Below are 23,370 nucleotides of genomic sequence, written 5' to 3' on the forward strand. Positions count from 1 at the left end.
TGTCAGCGTTCTCCCTTGCGGTAGGGTTTCATCAGCGCCTGCGGGTAGCTGGCCTTGCGCGCCACCAGCACCAGCGCCAGGATCGACAGCAGGTAGGGCAGCATCAGGTACAGCTGGTAAGGCAGCACGGCATCGCCCGATTGTTGCAGCCGCAGCTGCAGCGCGTCGAAGAAGGCGAACAGCAACGCGCCGAGCAGGGCCTTGCCGGGCCGCCACGAGGCGAACACCACCAGCGCCACGCAGATCCAGCCGCGCCCGTTCACCATGTTGAAGAAGAAGGCGTTGAAGGCCGACAGCGTGAGGAACGCGCCGGCCACGCCCATCAGCGCCGAGCCCGCCACGATGGCGCCGGTGCGCGTGGCCGCGACCGACACACCCTGGCTCTCGGCCGCCTGCGGGTTCTCGCCCACCATGCGCAGCGCCAGGCCCAGCGGCGTGCGATACAGCACCCAGGCCACCGCCGGCACCAGAAGCAGCGCGAACAGCGTGAGCGCGGTCTGCGCGCCGAGGATGGGCACGGGCAGCCAGTCCATCGGCGCGAAGGGCGTGATGGTCGGCGGCGTGTTCACCTTCGGAAAGCTCACGCGGTAGCCGAAGTAGCTCAGCGCCGTGGCCAGCAGCGTGATGCCCAGCCCCGAGACGTGCTGTGACAGCGCGAGCCCGACGGTCAGGAAGGCGTGCAGCAATCCGAACACCATGCCCGTGAGCGCGGCCACGCCGACGCCGGCCCACAGCGGCGCGCCGGCGTACACCGCGAGCCAGCCGGTGAAGGCGCCCGCGACCATGATCCCCTCGATGCCCAGGTTGAGCACGCCCGCGCGCTCGCACAGCAGCACGCCCAGCGTGCCCAGGATGAGCGGCGTGGCGATGCGCAGCACCGCGACCCAGAAGGCGGGGTTGGAAAGAATGTCGAGCAGGTCGGTCATTTCGTCATCCGCACGCGGTACTGCGTGAGCAGCGTGGCCACCAGCACCGCGATCAACGAGGCCGCGACGATCACGTCGGCGATGTAGGTCGGCACGCCCACGGCGCGGCTCATGGTGTCGGCGCCGACCAGCACGCCGGCCACGAACACGCCGGCGGCGATCACGCCCAGCGGATGCAGGCCGGCCAGCATCGCGATCACGATGCCCGTGTAGCCGTAGCCCGGCGACATGTCGAGCGTGACGTAGCTCGTGCGGCCCGCCACCTCGATGGCGCCGGCCAACCCGGCCAGCGCGCCCGAGAGCAACGCCACCAACACCACGGTGCGCGTGACCGGCACGCCGGCGAACGCGGCGGCGCGGGCGTTGGCGCCCACCGCGCGGATGTCGAAGCCCAGCACCGTGTACTTGAAGATCGCCCACACGCTCACCGCGAGCGACACCGCCCACAGCAGCCCGGTGTGCACGCGCGTCTGCGCAATGAGCTTGCCCAGCTCGAGGTCGGATTGCAGCGACACGCTCTGCGGCCAGCCCATCGCCGTCGGGTCTTTCATCGGCCCGTCGAGCAGCGCCGATACGCCCAGCAGCACGATGAAGTTGATGAGCAGCGTGGTGACGACCTCGTCCACGCCGAGCTTGTTCTTCATGAGCGCCGGGCCCAGCAGCATCAGCGCGCCGGCCACCGCAGCAGCCAGCATCATCAGCGGGAACAGCAGCCAGGGTGAGAGTTCGAAGCCGGTGCCGCCGTGCATGCCGCCCACGGCCACGGCAGCGAGCGCGCCCGCGAACAGCTGCCCCTCGGCGCCGATGTTGAAGAGCCGGGCCTTGAACGCGACCGTCGCGGCCAGGCCGGTGAGGATCAGTGGAATGGCCCGCGTCAGCGTCTCGCTCCATGCGAACACCGAGCCGAAGCCGCCCTGCAGCAGCAGCGCATAGGTGCGCCCGACCGGCGCGCCGGCCCAGCGCACGAGCAGCGCGCTCACCAGCAGCGTGAACACGACCGCGCCGATGGGGGCCAGCACCAGCGCGGCGCGCGAGCTTTCGTGGCGTCGTTCGAGGCGCATCATGCGGCGGCTCCCGGGCGTTGCGGCGCGGTGGCGCCGGCCATCGCCAGGCCGATGGCCTCGCGCGTCCAGGCCGCGGCCGGGCGCGCTTCGCCGAGGTGGCCGCCGTGCATCACGGCCACGCGGTCGCCGAGCGCGAGCACTTCGTCGAGGTCGTCGGAAATGACGAGCACCGCCGCGCCGGCATCGCGCGCGGCAATGAGCTGCTGCTGCACGTAGGCGACGGCACCGATGTCCAGGCCCCAGGTCGGCTGGTGCGCGACGATGAGGCGCGGGGCGCGGTTCGGGTACTTCTTGTTGTCGGTGTCTTGTTCCACTTGCTCGGGCGCCAGCAGCGCCCGCCCCAGGATCAGTTTCTGCATGTTGCCGCCCGAGAGCGAGCGGGCCGGCGACATCAGGCCGGCGCCGCGCACGTCGAAGGCTTTCTCGATGCGCCGGGCGTGCAGCCGCGCGGCGGCGCGCCGGACGATGAACGACCAGCGCGAAAAGACAGGGCTGCGCAGCCGCTCGGACACGGCGTTCTCCCACACCGGCAGGTCGCCGACCACGCCGACCGCGTGCCGGTCTTCGGGGATGCGTGCGACGCCGCGCTGCACCAGCCGGGCGGGCGAGGGCGGCAGCGCGCGGCCCATGAACTGCGCGCTGCCGGAGACGGCGCGGCGCGTGCCGCTCAGCAGCTCGGCCAGCGCGACCTGGCCGTTGCCGGAGACGCCGGCGATGGCGGTGATTTCGCCCGCGCGCAGCGTGAGCGACACCTCGCGCAGGCGGTCCTGCCCGCCGTCTTTGGTCGATGCGGTGCTCACGTGGTCGAGCACGCACACCGCGTCGCCCACCGACTTCGCGGGCCGGCGCTGCGGCGCCTCGACCGCGTGGCCGACCATCCACAGCGCGAGCTGCGCCTGCGTGGTGTCGGCCGTGCGCGCCTCGGCGACCAGCTTGCCGCCGCGCAGCACCGCGATGCGCTGCGACACCCGCAGCACCTCGCCGAGCTTGTGGCTGATGAAGATCACCGACAGGCCCTGCGCCACCATCTGCGCGAGCGTGGCGAACAGCGCCTCGCTCTCCTGCGGCGTGAGCACGGCCGTCGGCTCGTCGAGGATCAGGATGCGCGCGCCGCGGTACAGCGCCTTGAGGATTTCCACGCGCTGGCGCTCGCCCACCGACAGGCTGCCGATGGTCGCGTCGGGCTGCACCGGCAAGCCGAAGCGCTGGGCGACCTCGAGCAGGCGCGCGCGGGCCGCCGCACGGCGCGAGACCGGGCGCCACAGCGGCTCGGTGCCCATCGTCACGTTGTCGAGCACGCTGAGGTTGTCGGCCAGCGTGAAGTGCTGGTGCACCATGCCCACGCCGGCGGCCAGCGCGGCCTTGGGGTTGCCGGGCGGCAGGGGCGAGCCGAAGACTTCGATGCGGCCTTCGTCGGCGACGTAGTGGCCGAACAGGATCGACATCAGCGTCGACTTGCCGGCGCCGTTCTCGCCCAGCAGCGCGAGCACTTCGCCGGCCTGCAGGTCGAGGGAGATGGCGTCGTTGGCCACGAGCGGGCCGAAGCGCTTGGTGATGCCCTGGAGGCGGAGCACGGTGGGGTTCATGGGCAGACAGGTGGCGACGGCAGGTCGCGGCAGAAATTCTCGATGGCCCGCGCGGAGGCGGCGGGCGAGGCCTGCAGCAGGCCGTGAGGGCCGTCGAGCTGCACCAGGTGCAACGCCGACAACCCGCGCTGAATGGCGGCCACCGCGCGGCGCGGCACCACGCGGTCCTGCAGCGCCTGCAGGTACATCGCCGGCACACGCACCAACGGCAGCTTGTCGCGCACGTCGACGCGCTGCACTTCCTTCATGCGGTGGGTCATGACCGCGACCGACACCTGCTTCAGCGAGGCCTGGAGCATGTCCGACAGGTGCGGCGCGGACGAGCCGCCCAGCAGCAGGTGCCGCATCGGCGCGCGCATGAGCTTCGAATGCAGCAGGCGCATCGACAGGTCGAGCAGGCCCGCGCGCATCAGTGCCAGGCCGCGCGCGGGCCGGCGCGCGAAGCTGCAGCACAGGATGAGGCCGCGCAGCCCCGGCGGACACGAGGCCGCGAGGGAGATGGCCAGCGGACCGGAAAACGATTCGCCGAGCAGCACGAAAGGCTGCTGTGTCGGCAGTTGCGCGCGCACCAGCGGCTCGAGTTCGTCGTAGCCCAGCACCTGGCGGCCCGGGTAGCGCACGACGTCGATGGCGGCCTGCGGCCCCAGGGCCTGCGCCAGCGGCGCGAAGAGATCGCCGGTGCCGTCCATGCCCGGCAGCAGCACAAGACGAGGCAGGCGCCCGGGCGCCACCGTCACTTCCACGCGGCCAGGAAGGCCAGCATGACCTTGGCCGAGTTGTCGGCCGCGATGCTCATGAAGGTGCCCATCTCGTTCTCGCCGTCGCCGCCGCCCGCGAGGTCGCTGAGCGAGCGGAAGGCGATGTAAGGCACGCCGTTGCTGTAGGCGACCATGCCCACGGCGGCGGTTTCCATGTCGAGCACGTTGGCCTGGAAGGTCTTGTAGGTGTATTCGCGGTAGGCCTTGTTGTCCATGAAGGCCTGGCCCGACACGCCGTTGCCTCCCACCACCAGCTGCGGCTTGCGCGGCAGGCACTTGCCGGCGCCGCAGTTCGCCAGCTCGACGTTGCGGATGCTGCGCGCCACTTCGAGCATCTTCGGATCGGCCGCGAACCAGAACTTGCGCTCGATGCCGGGCTTGGCGGCCGAGCGCACCTCGACCGGGCGCGGGAAGTTCATGCCGAAGTTGGGCAGCGTCGCGTCGGTGATGAAGGGCGGCGCGCTGTACTTGCCGGGCGCGGTCTCGCGTGCCATGAGCACCTCGAGGTACTGACCCCACTGGGCCGGCACCGTCACGTCGCCCACGTGCAGCGACGGGTTCACGCCGCCCGCGATGCCGCTGAACACGATGCCGGTGATGCGAAAGCGGTTGAGCACGAGCTGCGTGTTCATGGTCGCGTTCGTCATGCTGATGCCCGAGAGGAACAGCACCACGGGCTTGCCTTCGAGCGTGCCGGTGGTGAACTCGACGCCGTTCACGCTGTGTTTGCGGGGCCCTTGCAGGCGCGTGAGCAGCAGCTTGAGCTCGGGCTCGAAGGCCGAGATCACGGCCAGGCGCGGCGTGTCGTCCAGCCGCGTGCTGCTGTTGATGCTCACGACGTCCGACTTGTAGACGCCGACGCAGCCCGTCAGCACGAGACCGAGCGCGGCGGCCAGGACCGGGCCGCGCAGGCGCTGGAGAAGCGAGGAAGTGTTCGTCATGGGCATCAGGAGTTGGTGGGCGGGAGTGAGGGGCGGTGTGCGGCGTCGGGCGTGGCGATCCAGGCCTGCAGCGCGGCGACGCGCGCGTGCTTCGGTGCCAGGCCGACGAAGGTGGTGTAGGCGGCGAGCGCCTTGGCGTCGTTGCCGGCCTGCAGGTAGGCATCGCCCAGGTTCAGGTAGGCGAGGGCGCGGCTGCCGTCCATGTCGATGGCCTGCTCGAACCAGCGCGCGGCCTCGACCGGCTTGCCGCGCTTGAAGTACACGAAACCGAGGTTGTTGGCCGCCAGCGCAAAGCGCGGCTGCAGCTTCAGCGCCTCGGTGAAGGCGGCTTCGGCCTCGTCGTAGCGGCGCTCGCGGTACAGCTGCAGGCCGCGGTCGTTGGCGCGCTGGGCGGCCACGCGCGGCGTGAGCGGCGCGGCGGCCGGCATGGTCAGCTTGGTGTCGGCGCCTTCGAGGTTCTTCACCACCACCTCGACGGCGGGCGGGCCGGCCTTGGTCGCCTTGGCCGTCTTGGGTACGGCCGCCGCATGCACGGCCTGCTCGTTGGCCTGGTCGATGCGCTTGTTGACCTGGCTGGCGGCGGCGTCGAGCTGCAGGCTGTCGCCGCTGAGGCCCTCGCGCTCGACGGGCAACGCGAACACGAACTCGCCGCCCTCCGAGCCCGGCAGGCTGCCGAAGGCCGGCGTCTGCCGCGCGATGGCCGAGACCGCCGGCGCCACATAGGCCGCGAGTTCGGTGCCGGTGATGACGTTGTCGCCGTTCAGGTCGGCCTTGCCCGACAGCGCCTGCAGCATCGTCCAGGTGAAGACCGAGTGGCCGCCGGGGCCGTCGTCGGCCACCTGCTGGTCGGCGCCGCCGGCGGTGAGCATCTGGCGGCCGATGCGGCGCGCGTTGTCGGTCAGGAAGTTCCTGTTGCCCTGCGCGGCACCGCCGCGCGTGAGGCCCAGGCCCGAGTAGCAGGCGTCCACGAGAAACAGCACGTGCTTGGCCGACAGCGCCTCGGCCACCTCCTGCAGCTGCGGCATCGAGATGGCGTCGGACGGCAGGTTGTCCAGCGTGGCGTCGACCGGCACGATGTAGCCCACGTCGCGCCCGCTCGCGAGCTTGCGGGTGCTGCCGTGGCCGGCAAAGAACACCAGCACGCGGTCGTCGCGCTTCACGCGCTTGCCGTCGGTCAGCTTTTCGTTCAGCGCGCGCAGGATGTTGGCGCGCGTGGCCTGGTCGTCGTACAGCGCCGTGATGTTCTCGGCCTTGAAGCCGAAGCGGGTCACGAGCAGCTGCTCCATGGCCTTGGCGTCGGGCACCGCGTGGTGCAGGCCGGGCCATTTGGCGTACTTGTCGATGCCGATCACCAGCGCGTGGCTTTCGCGGTAGAGCGTGTCGCCCGAGGTGGCGGCCACGCCGTCGTCGGGCGCCGCCTTTTTCGAGGCGCTCACGACGAACTTGCCGTCGCGCCAGGTGGCGAAGCGGTAGCCGTCGGCCACCAACTGGTCGAGCACCGTGGGCAGGGCCTGCACGGTGCGGCCCTGGATGTCGTGGAACAGGATGACGCCGCGCTTGGCCTTGTCGACCTCGGCCAACACGCGGTCGGCGATCGACTTGGGCACCGGGTCGGCCCAGTCCATGGAGTCGACGGTCCACATCATGGAGCGCAGCTTGAGCGCCTCGACCGTGCTCAGCTTGGCCTCGTTGCGCGCGCCGTAGGGAAAGCGAAAGAGGGTGGACTGCGGCCGGCCGGTGGCGTCGAGCAGCGTTTCGGTCTCGCTGGCTTCGACGCGCACCGCGTCGTCCGTCATCTTGGCCATCATGCCGTGGCTGAAGCTGTGGTTGGCGAGCACGTGGCCGGCGGCCAGCACGCGCTTGGCGGTCGCGCCGTTGGCATTGAGCTGGGCCTTGCCCTGGGCGTCGAGCTTGCCCAGGTTGCGCCCGAGCTGGAAGAAGATGGCGGGCGCGTCGTAGCGCTTCAATATCTCGAGGATCTCGTCGGTGTGCTTGGCGTGCGGGCCGTCGTCGAAGGTCAGCACGACGGTCTTGGCGGGCAGCGAGGTGCCGAAGATCTCGCGTGCGTCCGCGCTGTCCTTTTCCTTGGCGCCGCCCGGGGGCTGCGTGTAGGGAACGATGGCGCCGAAGTCTTTCAGGATCTGCTCGCGCGAGTACAGGCCCTGCAGCTTGGCCACGTAGTCGGCCCACTTCTCGCGCTTGGGCTCGATGCCGCGCTGCGCGAAGCGGCCGAACACGTCTTTCAGCTCGCGGTCATAGGCCTGCTCGATCTCGGCGAGCACGGCCAGGTCTTCGCTGGCGCGGCGGCCGAGCTTGAGCCCGGACAGCGACTGCGCCTGGCTGTAGCGCGTGCTCAGCTCGGACAGGAATTCCTTGAACGCCAGCCGGTCGGCATCGAACCAGCTGGGCTCGCTCTCGATGCGGTCGAGCAGCGCGTTCAGGCCCGCCACCGCGGCGGGGTCCGTCATGTCCGCGGCCTGGGCGATCAGCGCCTGCTGGCGCTCCTGCATCTCGTGAAAGAGCTGTTGCCCGACGGCGCTGACGGCGCGCTTCTCGGCCGCCTCGAGCGCACGCTCGCCGGTCATCAGCACGATCATCTGGCGGTGCGCGGCGAGCAGGGCGTCGGCGCGCGCCTGCAATGCGGCTGGAATGCCGACCGGTGGCGCGACCACCGGCGGCGCAGCGGCAGCGGGTGCCGAGGCGGCCGATGCGGGCACCTCGACCGCCGGGGCGGTGGCTGGGGCCGCCGGCTCAGGTTGACAGGCGGCGAGCCCGGCGGCCAACGCCGCGATGGCCACGCCATGGATTGCGGTCTGCCATCGCGCACGCTTCATGGGTTCGGGTCTGCTCGCTTGTCTGTCTGCTGGTTACTTGGCGGTGGACTTCGGCTGGGCGTCGTCCACCTTCACGGTGAACTTGCCGGCCAGGATGTCGGCCTGCTTCGCCTTCACCTTGGCCACGACGTCGGCCGGCACCTTCTTCTCGAAGGTGCCCAGCGGCGCGAGCTCGGAGCCCTTGTGCTTCATGTGCGAGTACACGCCGTAGTCTTCGGCGGCGAACTTGCCTTCCTTCACCAGCTTGATGGCGCGGTCGGCCGAGGGCTCGAAGTTCCACAGCGCCGAGGCCACCACCGTGTCGGGGTACTGGGCCTGCGTGTCGATCACGTTGCCGATGGCGAGCTTGCCCTTTTCCTTGGCCGCGTCCGACACGCCGAAGCGCTCGGCGTACATGATGTCGGCGCCCTTGTCGATCATCGCGAAGGCCGCTTCCTTGGCCTTCGGCGGGTCGAACCAGCTGTTGATGAAGCTCACGCTGAACTCCACCTTCGGGTTCGTTTCCTTCGCGCCCGCCATGAACGCGTTCATGAGCCGGTTCACTTCGGGAATCGGGAAGCCGCCGACCATGCCGATGCGGTTGCTCTTGGTCATCCCGCCCGCGACCATGCCGCTGAGGTAGGCCGGCTCCTGGATGTAGTTGTCGAACACCGAGAAGTTCGGCGCCTGCGGCTTCAGCGACGAGCCCATGAGGAACGCCACCTTGGGGAAATCCTTCGCGACCTTGCGCGCCGCCGCTTCCACGCCGAACACCTCGCCCAGGATCAGCTGGTTGCCGCCCGTGGCGTACTCGCGCATCACGCGCTCGTAGTCCGCATTGCTCACGTTCTCGGTGGCCTTGTATTCGATCTCCCCACGCGCCTCGGCCGCCTTCAGCGCCTTGTGGATGCGGCCCACCCATTGCTGCTCGAACGGCACCGTGTACACGGCAGCCACCTTAAGCTTGGCCTGCGCGAGCGCAAGGCCCGGGGCGCCCGCCGCAAGCGCTGCGGCGACGGCGATGGAACGAACGATCAATTGACGGCGTGCTGTCACGGTCTTCTCCTCGATGAAATGAAAGAACCAGCCCTGCAATCCCTATGCCCACCCACCGAATCGAGCCGGCCGCTCGCGGCCGGCTCCCTTCCAGCAAACACCGAGGAACCGGCTCCGCCGGGCCTCAGGTGTTGCCCCCGGTAGGGGGAAGGAGCAGCGACACGAAGTGCGCGAAGCCTGGGGGCGAGCCTATTTAGTGCCGAAGATGCGGTCGCCGGCGTCGCCCAGGCCCGGCAGGATGTAGCCATGGCTGTCCAGCTCGCGGTCGATCGCGGCGGTGTAGATCGGCACGTCGGGGTGCGCGGCCTGCATCGTCTTCACGCCTTCGGGGCAGGTCAGCAGGCAGACGAACTTGATCGACTTGGGGTTGAGTTCCTTCAGCCGTTCGACCGCGGCCACGGCCGAGTTGCCGGTGGCGAGCATCGGGTCGACCACGATCACGTCGCGGTTCTCCATCTCGCCGGGCATCTTGAAGTAGTACTCGACGGCCGTGAGCGTCTTGGGGTCGCGGTACAGGCCGATGTGGCCGACGCGCGCGCCCGGCACCACCGTGAGCATGCCGTCCAGGATGCCGGTGCCGGCCCGCAGGATCGACACCAGCACCACCTTCTTGCCGTCGATGACCTTGGCCTGCATGGTTTCGAGCGGGGTCTCGACCTCGATGTCCTGCATCGGCATGTCGCGCGTGACCTCGTAGGCCATCAGCATGCTGATTTCGTTCAAGAGCCGGCGAAAGCTGTTGGTGGAGGCGTCCTTGCGGCGCATCAGCGTGAGCTTGTGCTGGACGAGGGGGTGGTCGACGAGGTGGACGTTGCTCATTGGAGTCTTCTTTTGGTGTGCCGTTGCGGAAAACAGGAGAGTCTAAAAGACTAGAAGACGGTGCCGTCGCTCTCGATCTGCAGCGGTGGCGCACCGTTTCGCAAGCGCTGTGCCAGCACCCGGCCCGCGGCCCAGGTGCCGCCTTCGAGCACGCAGGCCAGGGGCAGCTCTTCCTCGGTGCGGTCGAGCACCTTGCGCACGCGCGGGGCGATTTCGTCGAGCAGCGCCACGGTGAGGGCGCGCCATTCGACGATGAACTCGTCGCCGGCCTTCCAGCGGCGGGTGAGAAAGGCCGCCTCGCGCGGCACGATCACGCCGCTGTCGATCAGCAGGCCGCCGTTGCGGTACTCGGGCAGGGCGGTGAGCGCGTCGAGGTGGCGCACCTTCACGCCGGCCCATTCGAAGGGCTCGAGCAGCGAGTACGTGAGCCACTGCGACAGCTTGTGGAACGGCATCCAGCCGTTGGTGAGCCCCGGGCCGGCGACGGCGCTGTGGCGCCAGCAGTCGCCCAGCGCGAAGGCCGGGTCACCGGAGCCGATGCCGCCCGCGTTGTCGCTGCCGTCGGCCGCCAGGCTGTCGATGGCGTTGGCCGAGGGCCAGATGTGCGACAGCGTGTCGAGCAGCAGCGACAAAATCTGGTGCGCCGTGATCTCGGCCGTGGGCGGCGAGGCCGCGCCCAGCGGGGCCACGAGCGCATCGAAAAGGCCGGCGGGCCGGCCGTCGTCGCCAAAGGTCTCGGGCTGCTCGCTCATGGCCTCGCCCAGGCGGCGCAGCAGCACCGCGCGCCCGGCCAGGCCGACCAGCGGATTGACCTCGCTCACCTGGAAAGCGTCGCCCAGGCGCTCGGTCACGAGGCCGCGCAGGCCGGCCGCGTCGGCCTGCAGCGGGTGGTTCGGGTCGGACGAGAAGAGCCCGCTCGTGAACGCATGGAAGCACGCCACGCCCAGGCCTTCGGAGCGCGTGAAGCGCAGGCCGGTGGCCGGTTCGGTGTAGTGCCAGGTCGGGCCGGCGCCGGCGTCGAGCAGCACGCTCACCAGCGTCAGGTCGATGTGGGCGCGGGCGCGCTGGCGGGCGTCGAGGCCTTTGCCGAGCAGCGCGTCGAGCTGCAGGCGGCGGTCGACGCCGCCGGCCTCGAAGTGGCGCCAGCGGCTGTGGTACGGGATGGTGTCCCAGGGGTAGCGCTCGCGCGTGACCTCGGCCACGGTGCGCGCCGCGTCTTCGAGCGCGTCGTCGCTGCCGATGCGGAACCACTGCGACTCGCCGCGGCGCGCGCGTGCCAGCAGGGCGCCCGCGCGCTGGCGGATGGCGGTGGTGGTGCGCAGCAAGGTGGCAGCGCCGGCCGGGTGGGCGGTGTCGGGCGCGAACTCGATCGACGGATCGACAGCGCCCGCGCCGCCGGGGCGCAGGCTGCCGGAACCGTCGGCGGGCAGGTCGATGTCGGTGCTTCGGCTCATTCGCTCAATCCCCGGCCCTTGGCCTTTTTCAGTTCCTCTGCGTCCGGCACCGGGCCGGGGGTGAAGTAGCCGGCCGCAATCTTGGCGTCCATCTCGACGCGGGCGTCGGCCGGGATCAGTTCGTCGGGAATGTTCACGCGCTCGCCGATCTCGATGCCCGAGCCGGTGATGGCGTCGAACTTCATGTTGCTCATCGACACGAGGCGGTGGATCTTCTTGATGCCCAGCCAGTGGAAGACGTCGGGCATCAGCTCCTGGAAGCGCATGTCCTGCACGCCGGCCACGCACTCGGTGCGCGCGAAATACTGGTCGGCCGTGTCGCCGCCCACCTGGCGCTTGCGGGCGTTGTAGACCAGGAACTTGGTCACCTCGCCGAGCGCGCGGCCTTCCTTGCGCGAGTAGGCGATGAGGCCCACGCCGCCGCGCTGTGCGCCCTGGATGCATTCCTCGATGGCGTGCGTGAGGTAGGGGCGACAGGTGCAGATGTCGGAGCCGAACACGTCGGAGCCGTTGCACTCGTCGTGGATGCGGGCGGTGAGTTCCACGTCCGGGTTGGCCAGGTCGCGCGGGTTGCCGAAGATGTAGAGCGTCTGCCCGCCGATGGGCGGCAGGAACACCTCGAGGTCGGAGCGCGTGACGAGTTCGGGGTACATGCCGCCGGTCTCTTCGAAGAGCGTGCGGCGCAGGTCGGTTTCGGAGCAGCCGAAGCGGCGCGCCACCTCGGGCAGGTACCACACGGGTTCGATGGCCGCCTTGGTCACCATCGCCGCACCGCCCGTGGTGAGGAAATGGCCGTCGGCCTTCAGGCGCCCGCTTTGCAGCGCCTCGATCACCTCGGGCAGGATCACGTGGGCCTTGGTGATCGCGATGGTCGGGCGGATGTCGTAGCCGGCCGCGAGTTCGGTGGAGAACACGTCGGCCACGAGCGCGCCCCAGGGGTCGAGCGAGACGATGCGCCCGGGCTCGCTCCACTGCGGATAGGGGCCGATGACGTCGGTGGGCGCGGTGTTGGTGAGGTCGGCCTTGTGTTCGCGCTTGAGCGCGCCGGCCGCCACGGCCAGCGCGCGGTACACGCTGTACGAGCCGCTGTGCGTGCCGATCACGTTGCGGTGCGCGCGCTTGGTGGTGGTGCCGACCACGGGCCCGCGCTCGGTGGCGGTGGCCGCGCCCCAGTGGATCGGCAGCGCGCCGAAGCCGCCGGCATGCGAGGTCAGGCGGATGTGGCCGGTCGAGGACGAGGGGTGGAGCGGAGGGCTCTGCGCCGGGCTGGCACCGGTCGCGGTCGGCAAGGCGGAAGGGAGCGCGGTACTGTCTGCAGACATTTGAGGCCCTCAAAAAATGCAATGTACCGAGCACTTGTGCGGCTGGCAAGCGAGGGCCCGCGCGGCCTGGCCGCACTGGCATTCATGCAGGCGATGAGCGCAGGCCGTAGGTCTTGCCGTGCACGAACAGGTACTCGGCACGCAGCACCGCGTCGCCTTTCTCGCCGGTGAAAGTGAAGCCGAGCACGGCCACCGGCGTGCCGGGTTTGATCTCCTCGACGCCCCAGGCCTGCAGCCGTGTGAGCGGGGCCAGCTCGATCTGCCACTTGCGGTCGCGCCGCGTCGGCAACTGCGCCTTGGCCAGCAGCGCCGCGCCGTCGACCGTGGCGCTTTGCTTCGGCAGGGGCCGCTGCTTCAGGTCGGGCGGCAGCGCGAGGTTCTCGGGCAGCTCGATCTCCAGCTCGCCGTGCGGGTTGCGCCAGCTCACCTTGGTGGCGCGGCCTTCCAGGTACAGCGGGCGCTCCTGGTCAAAACTGCTCCAGCCGTGGTGGGCCCAGGCGGGCAGGGCCAGTGCGATCGAACCGGTCACGAACATGCGTCGATGCAGCATCGCGTTCTCCTTGGTCAGACATAGGCAATCCAGCGCCCGCAGATGATGACAGCGAGCCAAAACCCCAAAGACAGGAGGCATTGAAACCTGGCGAACCCGCTCTGCCCGCCGAGGTCGCCGCGCAGGTGGAACCAGGCGGCGTTGAGGCCGGCCAGCAGGATCAGCAGCAGCTTGACGCGAAAGGCCGTGTTGCTCAGCAACTCGCCCGGCTGGCTTGCGAACATGGTCAGGCCGGTCAGCGCGCACAGGCCGAAGCCCAGCAGGGCGGGGCGCAGCGTGAGGCGCGCCAGCAGCGGCGCCGGCAGCTCGCGGGCCAGGCCGAGGGCGCGCAGCTCGAACACCAGCAGGCCGCCGAACAGCAGCGCGATGCCCACGATGTGCGCCGCCTCCAGCGCCGGGTAGGCCCAGGGGTGCGAGACGAGTCCGGCCAGCATCGGGGCAGCTTAGCGCAAGCCCCGCCCCGGGGGCGCGGCACAATCCCTTGCAATCTTTTTTCACCAGGCTGTAACCGGCCGGCCCGATGGCACGAAACACCGTAGGTAGCAGGACGACACCGAGCGACGCGGAAGCGGCCTTGCGCCGCCTGTTCCTTCGCGGCCTCGATGGCGACGCCGGCGCGTACCGCGAGTTCCTGCAGAAACTGAGCGCGCACCTGCGCGCTTTTCTGGGCAAGCGCCTGTTCGGCTGGCCCGATGAAGTGGAAGACCTCGTCCAGGAATGCCTGCTCGCCATGCACAACCAGCGCCACACCTACCAGAGCGACCAGCCGCTGACGGCCTGGGTGCATGCCATTGCGCGCTACAAGATGATCGATTTGCTGCGCGCCAAGTCGGTCCGCGAAGACCTGCATGACCCGCTGGACGACGACCTGGCCGTGTTCGCCGCGTCGGCCACCGAAGCCAGCGATGCGAAGCGCGACCTCGGCGGATTGCTGCAGACCCTGCCCGAACGCCAGCGCCTGCCCATCGTGCACGTGAAGATCGAAGGCCTCTCGGTGGCCGAGACGGCGAGCCTCACGGGCATGTCGGAGTCGGCGGTGAAGGTCGGCATCCACCGGGGCCTGAAGGCCCTGGCCGCGAAGTTCGGGGGAGGCGCCGCGCCATGAAGACCGACGACCTCGTGAACCTGCTGGCCGCCGGCGAGGCGGCGGTGCCGCGGCGCAGCGCCAGCGGGCGCATCGGGCTGGCGGTGCTGGCCGCGCTGCCGCTGTCCTTCGTGATCCTGTTCGGCGAGTACGGGCTGCGGCCCGACCTGGTGCAGGCGATGTTCTGGCCGATGTTCTGGGTCAAGGTGCTGTTTCCGCTGTGCATTGCGGCGGCAGCCTTCGTGACGGTGCAACGGCTGGCCCGGCCCGGCGTGCGGGTGCGCCACGCGTGGTGGGGCGGGGTGCTGCCCGTGCTGGGGATCTGGGGGCTGGCGGCGTTCGTCTGGTTCTCGGTGCCGATCGAGGAGCGCATGCCCTTGCTGATGGGTCAGTCGTGGCGCATCTGCGCCCTGAGCATCGGCTTCATGGCGCTGCCGGTGTTCGCGGCCACCTTCGTGGCGCTGCGCGGGCTGGCACCGACGCGGCCCGCGCTGGCCGGGGCCGCGGCCGGCGCGCTGGCCGGCGGCGTGGGCGCGTCGGTCTACGCGCTGCACTGCATGGAGCTGACCGCGCCGTTCCTCGCGGTCTGGTACGTGAGCGGGATCGCGGTGCCGGTGCTGCTGGGCGCGGCGCTGGGGCCGCGCCTGCTGCGCTGGTAACGGCGCTGCTTCAGCGCTTCTTGCTGCCGAAGATCCCGCCCAGCACGCCGCGCAGGATCTCCTTGCCCACCGACGTGCCCATGGTGCGCACCGCCGACTTGGCCATGGTCTGCACGAGGCCGTCGCGCTTGCCGCCGCGCGGGCCGGTGCTGCCGAAGAGCATGTCGTTGAGCATGCCGCCCATGCCGGACGATTCTTCCGCTGCGGCCCCGCCCTTGGCGCCGGCGGCCGGTGCATCGGGCGCGCTCTCGGCGCGGCCCTTGAGTTTTTCGTAGGCCGATTCGCGGTCGACCGTCTTCTCGTACACGCCGGCCACCAGCGAGCCTGCGATCAGCGCCTTGCGCTGCTCGGGCGTGATCGGGCCGAGCTGGCTGCCCGGCGGCAGCACGTACACGCGCTCGGTGATGCTCGGACGGCCCTTGGAATCCAGGAAGCTCACCAGCGCCTCGCCCACGGCGAGTTCGGTGATGGCGGTCTCGATGTCGAGGCCGGGCTTCTGCCGCATGGTGCTGGCGGCGGCCTTCACGGCCTTCTGGTCGCGCGGTGTGAAGGCACGCAGCGCGTGCTGCACCCGGTTGCCGAGCTGGGCCAGCACCGAATCGGGAATGTCCAGCGGGTTTTGCGTGACGAAATACACGCCGACACCCTTGGAGCGCACCAGCCGCACCACGAGTTCGATGCGTTCGACCAGCGCCTTGGGCGCCTCATTGAACAGCAGGTGGGCCTCGTCGAAGAAGAAGGCCAGCTTCGGCTTCTCGGGGTCGCCGATTTCGGGCAGTTGCTCGAACAGCTCCGACAGCATCCACAGCAGGAAGGTGGCATACAGGCGCGGCGAGTTCATGAGCTTGTCGGCCGCCAGGATGTTCACCACCCCCTTGCCGCCCACCGTCTGCATGAAGTCGGTGATGTTGAGCATCGGCTCGCCGAAGAACTTGTCGCCGCCCTGGGTCTCGATCTGCAGCAGGCCGCGCTGGATCGCGCCCACGCTGGCGGCGCTGATGTTGCCGTACTCGGTGGTGAACTGGCTCGCGTTCTCGCCCACGTACTGCAGCATGGCGCGCAGGTCCTTCAGGTCGAGCAGCAGCATGCCGCTGTCGTCGGCGATCTTGAACACCAGGTTCAGCACGCCGGCCTGGGTTTCGTTCACGTCGAGCATGCGGCCCAGCAGCAGCGGGCCCATGTCGGACACGGTGGCGCGCACCGGGTGGCCCTGTTCGCCGAACACGTCCCACAGCGTGACGGGGCAGGCGGCGGGCTCGGGCACGTCGATGCCGCGTTCCTTGAGCGTGGCGGCCAGTTTCTCGCTGACGCTGCCTTTCTGGCTGATGCCGGTCAGGTCGCCCTTGACGTCGGCCATGAACACCGGCACGCCGATGTTCGACAGTTGTTCGGCGATGGTCTGGAGCGAGACGGTCTTGCCGGTGCCGGTGGCGCCGGTGATCAGGCCGTGGCGGTTGGCCAGGCCGGGCAGGAGGGTGCACTCGATGGTGTCGTGGCGTGCGATCAGAAGGGGGTCGGCCATGGGGCGCTCCGGGTCGTATCGAAGCGCGCAGTCTAATCAACCGCCACTCCTATAATTCACGACCCCGCACGGTCGTTCAGGAAAAAAGTTCAGGAGGTTTTTTTGTCATCGACTGCTCAGCCCCCCATTCCCGCCACTGGCGATGCATCCGAACAGTCGCCGATCGAAAAAGAGCTGGCCGTGTTGCTCGTGAACGCGCTCAATCTCGAGGTCGCACCTGAAGAGATCGTTCCCACCGACCCGCTGTACGGCGAAGGTCTGGGCCTCGACTCCATCGACATCCTCGAAGTCGCGCTCGAAGTCTCGCGCCGCTACGGTTTCCAGCTGCGCTCGGACGACGAGCGCAACCAGCAGATCTTCCAGTCGCTGCGTACGCTCGCGACCCACGTCGCCGAGCACCGCAGCGCCACCTGATCCATGTCCCGATGGCGACTCGTACTCCTGCTGCTGGTAGGGGTCACGTATGCCGGCCTCTCCCACTGGATGACGCTGTTCCACGCCACCGAGCCCTGGGCTGTGGTGGTGTTGCTCGGCCCGTTGTGGATCGCCGCCATGGGCTGCGCCGCCAGCTGGTTCGGCCGCTGGGGCCTGGCCATTGCGGCGGCGTTGGGCATCGGCGGCTTCTCGCTCGTCTTCCTCGGTGAGGCGGGCGACACGAACCGTCTCTATGTGCTGCAGCACATCGGCATCAACGGTGCGCTCTGCGGCTGGTTCGGCTCGACGCTGCGCGGCAAGGGCCTGCCGCTGATCACCCAGTTCGCGCAGCGCGTGCACCCGCTGAAGGGGCACATGCTGTCGTACACGACGCACCTCACGCAGGTGTGGACGGTGTACTTCGCCGTGGTGGTCGTCTCGTCGATCGTGGTCTACCTGACGCTGCCGTTCTCGGCCTGGTCGCTGCTGGCCAACGTGCTGTCGCCGCTGAGCGTGGCGCTGCTTTTCGTGGGCGAGCACCTCGTGCGCTACCGCCTGCATCCCGAATTCGAACGCACGCGCCTGGTCGATGCGGTGCGCGCGTTCTACGGCACCTCGACGGTGGACAACGGCGCTGGCGGCCAATGAAACAGGCGCAGCCCGCGTGATCCCCGACACCGCTTCTTCTTCCTTCCTGCCGCTGCTCGCGGACCGCAACCCCGACGCGCCCCTGGCCTGGCGCGCCGGCCAGCCGGTGAGCACGCGGCAGTTCCTGGCCGACGTCGCGCGCCTGGCGCCCGCACTGCCCGCCGAAGGTCCTGCCGTCAATCTGTGCCTCGACCGCTACGCCTTCGCCGTGAGCCTGGGCGCCGCGCTGGTGCGCGGCCACGCCAGCCTGCTGCCGCCCGATGCGCGGCCGGACACGCTGGCGCGCCTGACCGAAACCGGCGGCGCCCACCTGTTCGCGCTGACCGACGACGACAAGCTCGACACGCCCGGCATGCGGCGCCTGCAGGTCGAGGCCGTGCCCGGCCCGGCCGGCGATGCGCCGGTGCCCGCCATCGACGGCGGCCGGCATGCGGCCAGCCTGCTCACCTCGGGTTCCACCGGCGTGCCGCAGCCGCATGCCAAGGCCTGGCGCACGCTGGTCGGCGACGTCGAAGTGGCGGTCGAGCGGCTGTGCCGCGTGCTGCAGCGGCCCACGCTCGAAGGGCTCACGCTGGTGGCGACCGTGCCGGTGCAGCACAGCTACGGCCTCGAGTCGTCGGTGCTGCTCGCGATGCTCGGCGGGGCCGCGTTCGAAACCGGGCGGCCGTTCTTTCCGGCCGACGTCGCGAAGGCGCTGGCCTCGGTGCCGCGCCCGCGCGCGCTGGTGACCACGCCGTTCCACCTGAAGACGCTGCTGCTGTCGGGCATCGAGCTGCCGCCGGTCGACCTGATCCTGTCGGCCACCGCGCCGCTGTCGCCGCAACTGGCCGCGCAGGCCGAGCAGGCGCTGGGCGGCGTGCTGCTCGAAATCTACGGCAGCACCGAATCGGGCCAGGTGGCCACGCGCCGCACGACCGAGAGCGAAATCTGGGAAACCTTCGGCGAGATCCGCGTGCATGCACAGCCGGGGGAGGGCGACGGCCCCGAGCGCTTCATCTTCAGCGGCGATTTCATTCCCGAGCCGACGCCCATGGCCGACGTGCTCGAACTGCTGGACGCTCGGCGCTTTCGGCTGTTCGGCCGCGCCAACGACCTGATCCACGTCGCCGGCCGGCGCAGTTCGCTCGCGCACCTGAACTACCACCTGAACAGCATCGCGGGTGTCGAGGACGGCGCCTTCTGGCTGCCCGACGAGGTGGCCGACGGCGTGGTGCGGCCGGTGGCGTTCGTGGTCGCGCCCACGCTGTCGGCGGCGGACATCATTGCTGCACTGCGGCAACGGCTGGAGCCGGTGTTCGTGCCGCGCCGCGTGGTGCAGGTCAAGGCCTTTCCGCGCGAAGGCACGGGCAAGCTCACTGTGCGGGCGCTGCGCGAATTCGCGCTGGCCCAGCTGGCCGACGACCAGACGCCGGTGCAGATGGCGCACACGGTGCCGGTCGACCACCCGGCCTTTGCCGGCCATTTCCCCGGCCAGCCGCTGGTGCCCGGCGCGCTGCTGCTGGCCGAGGTCATGGAGGTCGTGCGGCGCGTGCCGGCGCTGTCGGCACGGCTCGGCGCGAGTCCGACGCTCGCGGCCGCCAAGTTCCTCGCGCCCGTGCGCCCCGGCAGCACGCTGTCCATCGAGCTGCATCCCGAGGCCGGAACCGGTCGCGGCGTGCGTTTCGACGTGCGCTGTGACGGCGTGGCGGCTGTCACCGGCCGCTGGACGGCTGTGCCAGAGTCGGCGGGATGAAGCACACCGACGCCGAAACGCGCGCCGTGGACGAAGCGGCGCGGCAGACCGCCCGCCCGGCGGCCCAGCAGGGCGACTGGGCGCGCGCGCCCGAGCGCAGCAACATGCTGGCGCTGCGCTTCATCTGCCTGATGGCGCTGGTGTGCGGGCGGCACGTCACGCGGCTGCTGCTGCCGCCGATCAGCCTGTACTTCCTGCTGTTCGCGCCGGCGCCGCGCCGCCACATCAAGCGCTACCTGTTCCGGGCCATTGGCCCGCGCGCGGGCTGGGTCGACGGCTACCGCCTGCTGCACGCGTTTTCTTCCACCGTGCTCGACCGCGTGTACTTCCTGCGCGGGCGCATGGATCTGTTCAAGCTGAAGATCGAAGGCAACGGCCCGATCGAGGTCGAGGCGGCCGAAGGGCGGGGCGCTTTCCTGCTCGGCGCCCACATCGGCAGCTTCGAGGTGCTTGGCGCCTGCAAGCAGCAAAAGCACCAGAACCGCATGCGGCTGGCGATGCTGATGTACCCGGACAACGCGCAGCGCATCACCGCCATCCTGAACGCCATCGCGCTGCCCGAGATGCGGCCCCACGTGATCGCGCTGGGCCGGCCGCATTCGATGCTCGCGCTGCGCGACTGGCTCGACGGCGGCGGCCTGGGCGGCATGCTGGCCGACCGCACCTTGCCGGGCAGTGAGGAGCAGCCGGCAAACCAGCGCGGCAACAACATCGTGCTGCCTTTCCTGGGCCAGCCGGCCGTCTTCAACGACGGCCCGTTCCGGCTGGCGGCGCTGCTGCGCCGCAAGGTGTTCTTCATGGCCGGCATGTACGGCGGCGGTGCCCGCTACGATGTCCGGTTCGATCCGCTGGCCGACTTCGGCACGCCGTTCGCCGACGCCGCGGAGCGTGAACGCCGCATCCGAAGCGCGGTCGAAGCCTATGTGGCCCGCCTGGAGGCGCTGTGCCGCGCCTACCCGTACAACTGGTTCAATTTTCATGATTTCTGGCTCGAAGATGCGGCTTGATCGGCTTTGCAGGGTGGTGGTGCTGGCGGTGGCTTTCTGTGCCGCGCCGGCCTGGGCGGCGTTCGACCTGCCCGAACTGATGGGCCTGCTGGCCCGGCAGAAGAGCGGCGAGGCGCGTTTCACCGAGCAGCGCTTCGTGCACGGCCTCGAAGGCCCGCTCGACGCGAGCGGCACGCTGAGCTTCGAGGCGCCCGACAAGCTGGTGCGCCGCACGCTGTCGCCGCGCATCGAGACCATGTCCGTCGACGGCAACACGCTGACCCTGTCGCGCGGCAACCGCAACCGCACGCTGGCGCTGGACAGCATGCCCGAGCTGCTGGGCCTGGTCGAAGCCATGCGCGGCACGCTGAGCGGCGACGGCGCCACGCTGCAGCGCTACTTCAAGAGCACCGTGACCGGCGCCGCCGGCAAGTGGACGCTCGACCTCACGCCCAACGACAGCCGGCTGGCCGCGCAGGTGCGCAGCATGCGCATCACCGGCCGCAACAGCGAGGTGTTGGGGCTGGAGATGGAGTTCGTGGGCGGTGACCGCTCGGTCATGCACATCTCGCCCAACGCGCCGCCGTCGGCGCTGCCGGCCGGCGCCCCCGGGCGCGCGACGCCGTGAGCCTGGCGCAGGCGGGCGGCCCGCCGGGGTGGTCGCGCCGCATCGTCGTCCTGCTGGCGTGGTTGCTGGTCGTGGCCCTCGGCGCGGTCGTCATCGCGCGCACCCAGATCGGCGCCGACCTGTCGGCTTTTCTTCCCAAGAGCCCCGACCTGCGCCAGCGCGTGCTGATCGAGCAGCTGCAAAGCGGCGTAGCCTCGCGCACGCTGATGCTGGGCTTCGAGGGCGGCAGCGTCGAACAGCGTGCTGAAGTCTCGCGTGCCGTCGGCAAGGCGATGCGCGAAAGCCAGCTCTTCGACCTGGTGCAGAACGGTGACGTGAGCGACTGGAGCGAGGCCGGCACCTGGGTGTTCCAGCACCGCTACCAGCTGTCGTCCGGCGTGATGCCGGGGCAGTTCACCGCCGAAGGGCTGCGCGAGGCCATCGTCGACACCTTGTCGATGCTCGGCACGCCGGCCGGCAACGCGATCAAGCCCTTGCTCGACAGCGATCCGACGGGCGAGACCCAGCGCATCGCGATGGAGCTGGTGCCGGCCAGCGCACCGCGCAGCGAGGCCGGCGTCTGGATGTCGCGCGAGGCGCCGCGTGCGCTCATGATCGCCACCACGCGCGCGGCCGGCGGCGACCTCGATGCGCAGGCCGTCGCCATCGCCCGTGTGCAGGCCGCCTACGAAGCCGCCGCGCGCGGCATGGGCGAGGCCGCGCCGAAGCTGCTGCTGAGCGGGCCGCCCGTGTTCTCGGTGATGAGCCGCGAAAAGATCAAGACCGAAGCCATCCACCTCGCGGTGGTGGGCGGCATCGTGATGAGCGTGCTGCTGCTGCTGGCCTTCGCCTCGCCGCGCGCGCTGGTCATCGCCTTCCTGCCGGTGGCCACGGGCGTGGTGGTGGGCACCGCGTCGGTCAGCCTGGTGTTCGGCTCGGTGCACGGGCTCACGCTGGGCTTCGGCAGCACGCTGATCGGCGAGACGGTCGACTACGCCATCTACTACCTGATCCAGGCACGCGGCGCGGCCGTGGCCGGCACCGGCTGGCAGCGCTGGCGCGAGGTGCATTGGCCCACGGTGCGGCTGGGCCTGCTGACCTCCGTGTGCGGCTTTGCGGCGCTGGTGTTCTCGGGCTTTCCGGGGCTGGCGCAATTGGGCGTGTTCTCGATCGCCGGGCTGGTGTCGGCCGCGCTCGCCACGCGCTACGTGCTGCCCGTGCTGGCACCCGATGGCGCGACCGGCATGGGCATGCGCCGGCACATGGCGCGCCTGGCCGGCCTGCTGGTGCGCGGCCTGCCGCGCCTGCGTTGGCCGCTGGCGGCGCTCGGCGTGGCGGCGCTCGCGCTGGTGCTGTGGCAGGGCGGCCACCTGTGGCGCGCCGACCTGAGCGCGATGAGCCCTGTGCCGCGCTCGGCCCAGCAGCTCGACGAGATGCTGCGCAAGGACATCGGCGCCAGCGACGGCGGCGTGCTCGTGGTGGCCTTCGGCGACGACGAACAGGCCGCACTGCGCCACACCGAAGCCGCGGCCGCGCGCCTCGATGCATTGGTCGACAAGGGCGAGCTCAGCGGCTACGAAGCCGTGACCCGCGTGCTGCCCAGCGTGGCCGCGCAAACGGCGCGCCGGGCCAGCCTGCCCGACGCCGACACGCTGCGTGCCAACCTGGCCGAGGCGACCAAGGGCCTGCCGCTGCCGGCCTCGCGCCTCGGTCCCTTCGTGGCCGACGTGGAGGCCGCGCGCAAGCAAGCGCCCGTGCAGCGCACCGACCTCATGGGCGGCCCGCTGGGCTCCGTGGTGAACACGCTGATGTACGAGCGGCCGGGCGGTGGCTGGTCCACGCTGGTCGTGCTGCATCCCGGTCCGGGCTTCGAACAGGGGCGCCTCGAGGAGACGCTGGCCGGGCTGCCCGAGGTTCAGGTGGTGGACGTCGGCCGCGAACTTGGCGGCCTCTACCAGCGTTACCTGCACGAGGCCTTCGTGCAGGTGCTGCTGGGCGCGCTGGCGGTGGTGGTGCTGTTGGGCGTGTACCTGCGCTCGTGGCGCCGGCTGCTGGCCGTGTGCCAGCCGCTGCTGTTCGCGGTGGTGCTCACGCTGGGCGGCATGGCACTGGCACAGGCGGCACTCGGCATCCTGCACCTCGTGGGGCTGCTGCTGATCGTCGCCGTGGGATCGAACTACGCGCTGTTCTTCGACCAGCTGCGCACGACCGGGCGCGCCGACGAAGACACGCTGGCCTCGCTGATGCTGGCCAACCTCACGACGGTGGTGTCGTTCGGGCTGATCGCGATCTCGGACATTCCGGCGCTGTCGTCCATCGGCCGCGTGGTGGCGCCGGGCGCCTTGCTGGCGCTGCTGCTGTCGGCCGCGTTCGCGCGCAACGTGGCGCCCGGGAAGGGCCCGAGCCCACAGCGTCCGCGCTGATGGGAA

The 23,370-nt window shown here is 70.2% G+C and carries 21 protein-coding genes; 8 read left to right on the forward strand and 13 right to left on the reverse strand.

The genetic code is table 11. From position 1 onward, the window contains the following. Positions 1-2: 2 nt before the first annotated feature. The 12 genes from VHAB30_RS09865 to VHAB30_RS09920 all read right to left on the reverse strand — a co-directional run bounded on the left by VHAB30_RS09865 (position 3) and on the right by VHAB30_RS09920 (position 13,723). Entirely contained in the window at positions 3-926 is a 924-nt protein-coding gene (locus VHAB30_RS09865; protein WP_062477785.1) for an ABC transporter permease, read from the reverse strand. After that, positions 923-1,987, reverse strand: coding sequence for an ABC transporter permease (locus VHAB30_RS09870; protein WP_174250248.1), 1,065 nt, complete (start codon positions 1,985-1,987; stop codon positions 923-925). The genes VHAB30_RS09865 and VHAB30_RS09870 overlap by 4 nt, the downstream gene beginning before the upstream one ends. Beyond that, on the reverse strand, positions 1,987-3,576 hold the full coding sequence (locus tag VHAB30_RS09875; RefSeq protein ID WP_159276918.1) for an ABC transporter ATP-binding protein: 1,590 nt from the start codon (positions 3,574-3,576) through the stop codon (positions 1,987-1,989). Before VHAB30_RS09875 ends, VHAB30_RS09870 begins: the two co-directional genes overlap by 1 nt. Next, positions 3,573-4,319: an alpha/beta fold hydrolase gene (locus VHAB30_RS09880; RefSeq protein ID WP_235926538.1), complete on the reverse strand. Its 747-nt coding sequence runs from the start codon at positions 4,317-4,319 to the stop codon at positions 3,573-3,575. The genes VHAB30_RS09875 and VHAB30_RS09880 overlap by 4 nt, the downstream gene beginning before the upstream one ends. Next, positions 4,310-5,275, reverse strand: coding sequence for a 5'-methylthioadenosine/S-adenosylhomocysteine nucleosidase (locus VHAB30_RS09885; protein ID WP_235926541.1), 966 nt, complete (start codon positions 5,273-5,275; stop codon positions 4,310-4,312). Before VHAB30_RS09885 ends, VHAB30_RS09880 begins: the two co-directional genes overlap by 10 nt. A 5-nt stretch (positions 5,276-5,280) precedes the next feature. Further along, positions 5,281-8,109, reverse strand: coding sequence for a polysaccharide deacetylase family protein (locus VHAB30_RS09890; protein ID WP_159276919.1), 2,829 nt, complete (start codon positions 8,107-8,109; stop codon positions 5,281-5,283). 33 nt (positions 8,110-8,142) lie between these two features. Next, on the reverse strand, positions 8,143-9,144 hold the full coding sequence (locus VHAB30_RS09895; RefSeq protein ID WP_056582550.1) for a BMP family protein: 1,002 nt from the start codon (positions 9,142-9,144) through the stop codon (positions 8,143-8,145). A 189-nt stretch (positions 9,145-9,333) separates the two neighbouring features. Continuing rightward, entirely contained in the window at positions 9,334-9,963 is a 630-nt protein-coding gene (upp, locus tag VHAB30_RS09900; protein ID WP_159276920.1) for a uracil phosphoribosyltransferase, read from the reverse strand. A 50-nt stretch (positions 9,964-10,013) separates the two neighbouring features. Next, on the reverse strand, positions 10,014-11,417 hold the full coding sequence (locus tag VHAB30_RS09905) for a URC4/urg3 family protein (protein ID WP_159276921.1): 1,404 nt from the start codon (positions 11,415-11,417) through the stop codon (positions 10,014-10,016). Then, entirely contained in the window at positions 11,414-12,739 is a 1,326-nt protein-coding gene (locus tag VHAB30_RS09910) for a GTP cyclohydrolase II (RefSeq protein WP_159276922.1), read from the reverse strand. The genes VHAB30_RS09905 and VHAB30_RS09910 overlap by 4 nt, the downstream gene beginning before the upstream one ends. 82 nt (positions 12,740-12,821) lie before the next feature. After that, positions 12,822-13,289, reverse strand: coding sequence for a DUF6152 family protein (locus VHAB30_RS09915; protein ID WP_070060744.1), 468 nt, complete (start codon positions 13,287-13,289; stop codon positions 12,822-12,824). Positions 13,290-13,303: 14 nt separating this feature from the next. Next, the gene (locus VHAB30_RS09920; protein WP_159276923.1) at positions 13,304-13,723 is read right to left on the reverse strand and encodes a hypothetical protein; all 420 of its coding nucleotides are present in this window, start codon (positions 13,721-13,723) and stop codon (positions 13,304-13,306) included. Positions 13,724-13,809: 86 nt separating this feature from the next. Between VHAB30_RS09920 and VHAB30_RS09925 the strand changes: the two genes are divergently transcribed. Then, complete coding sequence (locus tag VHAB30_RS09925; RefSeq protein WP_062477750.1) at positions 13,810-14,394, forward strand: sigma-70 family RNA polymerase sigma factor; 585 nt, start codon at positions 13,810-13,812, stop codon at positions 14,392-14,394. Next, a complete protein-coding gene (locus VHAB30_RS09930; protein ID WP_159276924.1) occupies positions 14,391-15,032 on the forward strand; it encodes an NrsF family protein in 642 nt (213 codons plus the stop codon). The genes VHAB30_RS09925 and VHAB30_RS09930 overlap by 4 nt, the downstream gene beginning before the upstream one ends. A 10-nt stretch (positions 15,033-15,042) precedes the next feature. Here VHAB30_RS09930 and VHAB30_RS09935 read toward each other — a convergent pair whose 3' ends face one another. Further along, positions 15,043-16,554 (reverse strand): helicase HerA-like C-terminal domain-containing protein, encoded by a 1,512-nt coding sequence (locus VHAB30_RS09935; protein ID WP_159276925.1) that lies wholly within the window; start codon positions 16,552-16,554, stop codon positions 15,043-15,045. Positions 16,555-16,656: 102 nt separating this feature from the next. On the opposite strand from VHAB30_RS09935, the gene VHAB30_RS09940 reads away from it, so the two are divergent. Genes VHAB30_RS09940 through VHAB30_RS09965 form a run of 6 tightly spaced genes read left to right on the forward strand, consistent with a single transcriptional unit; the run spans position 16,657 to position 23,364 of the window. Beyond that, positions 16,657-16,968, forward strand: a complete 312-nt coding sequence (locus VHAB30_RS09940) for a phosphopantetheine-binding protein (RefSeq protein WP_062482694.1) — start codon at positions 16,657-16,659, stop codon at positions 16,966-16,968. Positions 16,969-16,971: 3 nt separating this feature from the next. After that, on the forward strand, positions 16,972-17,616 hold the full coding sequence (locus tag VHAB30_RS09945) for a COG4648 family protein (protein ID WP_062482691.1): 645 nt from the start codon (positions 16,972-16,974) through the stop codon (positions 17,614-17,616). Positions 17,617-17,632: 16 nt separating this feature from the next. Then, the gene (locus VHAB30_RS09950; RefSeq protein ID WP_235926542.1) at positions 17,633-19,348 is read left to right on the forward strand and encodes an AMP-binding protein; all 1,716 of its coding nucleotides are present in this window, start codon (positions 17,633-17,635) and stop codon (positions 19,346-19,348) included. Beyond that, positions 19,345-20,355: an acyl-CoA synthetase gene (locus tag VHAB30_RS09955; RefSeq protein ID WP_159276927.1), complete on the forward strand. Its 1,011-nt coding sequence runs from the start codon at positions 19,345-19,347 to the stop codon at positions 20,353-20,355. Before VHAB30_RS09950 ends, VHAB30_RS09955 begins: the two co-directional genes overlap by 4 nt. Continuing rightward, the gene (locus VHAB30_RS09960) at positions 20,327-20,962 is read left to right on the forward strand and encodes a LolA-related protein (RefSeq protein ID WP_139701610.1); all 636 of its coding nucleotides are present in this window, start codon (positions 20,327-20,329) and stop codon (positions 20,960-20,962) included. The genes VHAB30_RS09955 and VHAB30_RS09960 overlap by 29 nt, the downstream gene beginning before the upstream one ends. Beyond that, on the forward strand, positions 20,959-23,364 hold the full coding sequence (locus VHAB30_RS09965; RefSeq protein ID WP_159276928.1) for an MMPL family transporter: 2,406 nt from the start codon (positions 20,959-20,961) through the stop codon (positions 23,362-23,364). Before VHAB30_RS09960 ends, VHAB30_RS09965 begins: the two co-directional genes overlap by 4 nt. The last annotated feature ends 6 nt before the right edge of the window (positions 23,365-23,370 follow it).

The sequence above is a fragment of the Variovorax boronicumulans genome (assembly GCF_009811375.1).
Taxonomy (GTDB): Bacteria; Pseudomonadota; Gammaproteobacteria; order Burkholderiales; family Burkholderiaceae_C; genus Variovorax; species Variovorax boronicumulans.

Bases quoted from the DNA above. Each gene is read 5' to 3' on its own strand.
- VHAB30_RS09870 (WP_174250248.1), bottom strand. From the start codon at position 1,987: ATGCGCCTCGAACGACGCCACGAAAGCTCGCGCGCCGCGCTGGTGCTG.
- VHAB30_RS09935 (WP_159276925.1), bottom strand. From the start codon at position 16,554: ATGGCCGACCCCCTTCTGATCGCACGCCACGACACCATCGAGTGCACC.
- VHAB30_RS09915 (WP_070060744.1), bottom strand. From the start codon at position 13,289: ATGCTGCATCGACGCATGTTCGTGACCGGTTCGATCGCACTGGCCCTG.
- VHAB30_RS09960 (WP_139701610.1), top strand. From the start codon at position 20,327: ATGATTTCTGGCTCGAAGATGCGGCTTGATCGGCTTTGCAGGGTGGTG.
- VHAB30_RS09885 (WP_235926541.1), bottom strand. From the start codon at position 5,275: ATGACGAACACTTCCTCGCTTCTCCAGCGCCTGCGCGGCCCGGTCCTG.
- VHAB30_RS09865 (WP_062477785.1), bottom strand. From the start codon at position 926: ATGACCGACCTGCTCGACATTCTTTCCAACCCCGCCTTCTGGGTCGCG.
- VHAB30_RS09930 (WP_159276924.1), top strand. From the start codon at position 14,391: ATGAAGACCGACGACCTCGTGAACCTGCTGGCCGCCGGCGAGGCGGCG.
- VHAB30_RS09905 (WP_159276921.1), bottom strand. From the start codon at position 11,417: ATGAGCCGAAGCACCGACATCGACCTGCCCGCCGACGGTTCCGGCAGC.
- VHAB30_RS09955 (WP_159276927.1), top strand. From the start codon at position 19,345: ATGAAGCACACCGACGCCGAAACGCGCGCCGTGGACGAAGCGGCGCGG.
- VHAB30_RS09920 (WP_159276923.1), bottom strand. From the start codon at position 13,723: ATGCTGGCCGGACTCGTCTCGCACCCCTGGGCCTACCCGGCGCTGGAG.
- VHAB30_RS09890 (WP_159276919.1), bottom strand. From the start codon at position 8,109: ATGAAGCGTGCGCGATGGCAGACCGCAATCCATGGCGTGGCCATCGCG.
- VHAB30_RS09910 (WP_159276922.1), bottom strand. From the start codon at position 12,739: ATGTCTGCAGACAGTACCGCGCTCCCTTCCGCCTTGCCGACCGCGACC.
- VHAB30_RS09875 (WP_159276918.1), bottom strand. From the start codon at position 3,576: ATGAACCCCACCGTGCTCCGCCTCCAGGGCATCACCAAGCGCTTCGGC.
- VHAB30_RS09925 (WP_062477750.1), top strand. From the start codon at position 13,810: ATGGCACGAAACACCGTAGGTAGCAGGACGACACCGAGCGACGCGGAA.
- upp (WP_159276920.1), bottom strand. From the start codon at position 9,963: ATGAGCAACGTCCACCTCGTCGACCACCCCCTCGTCCAGCACAAGCTC.
- VHAB30_RS09945 (WP_062482691.1), top strand. From the start codon at position 16,972: ATGTCCCGATGGCGACTCGTACTCCTGCTGCTGGTAGGGGTCACGTAT.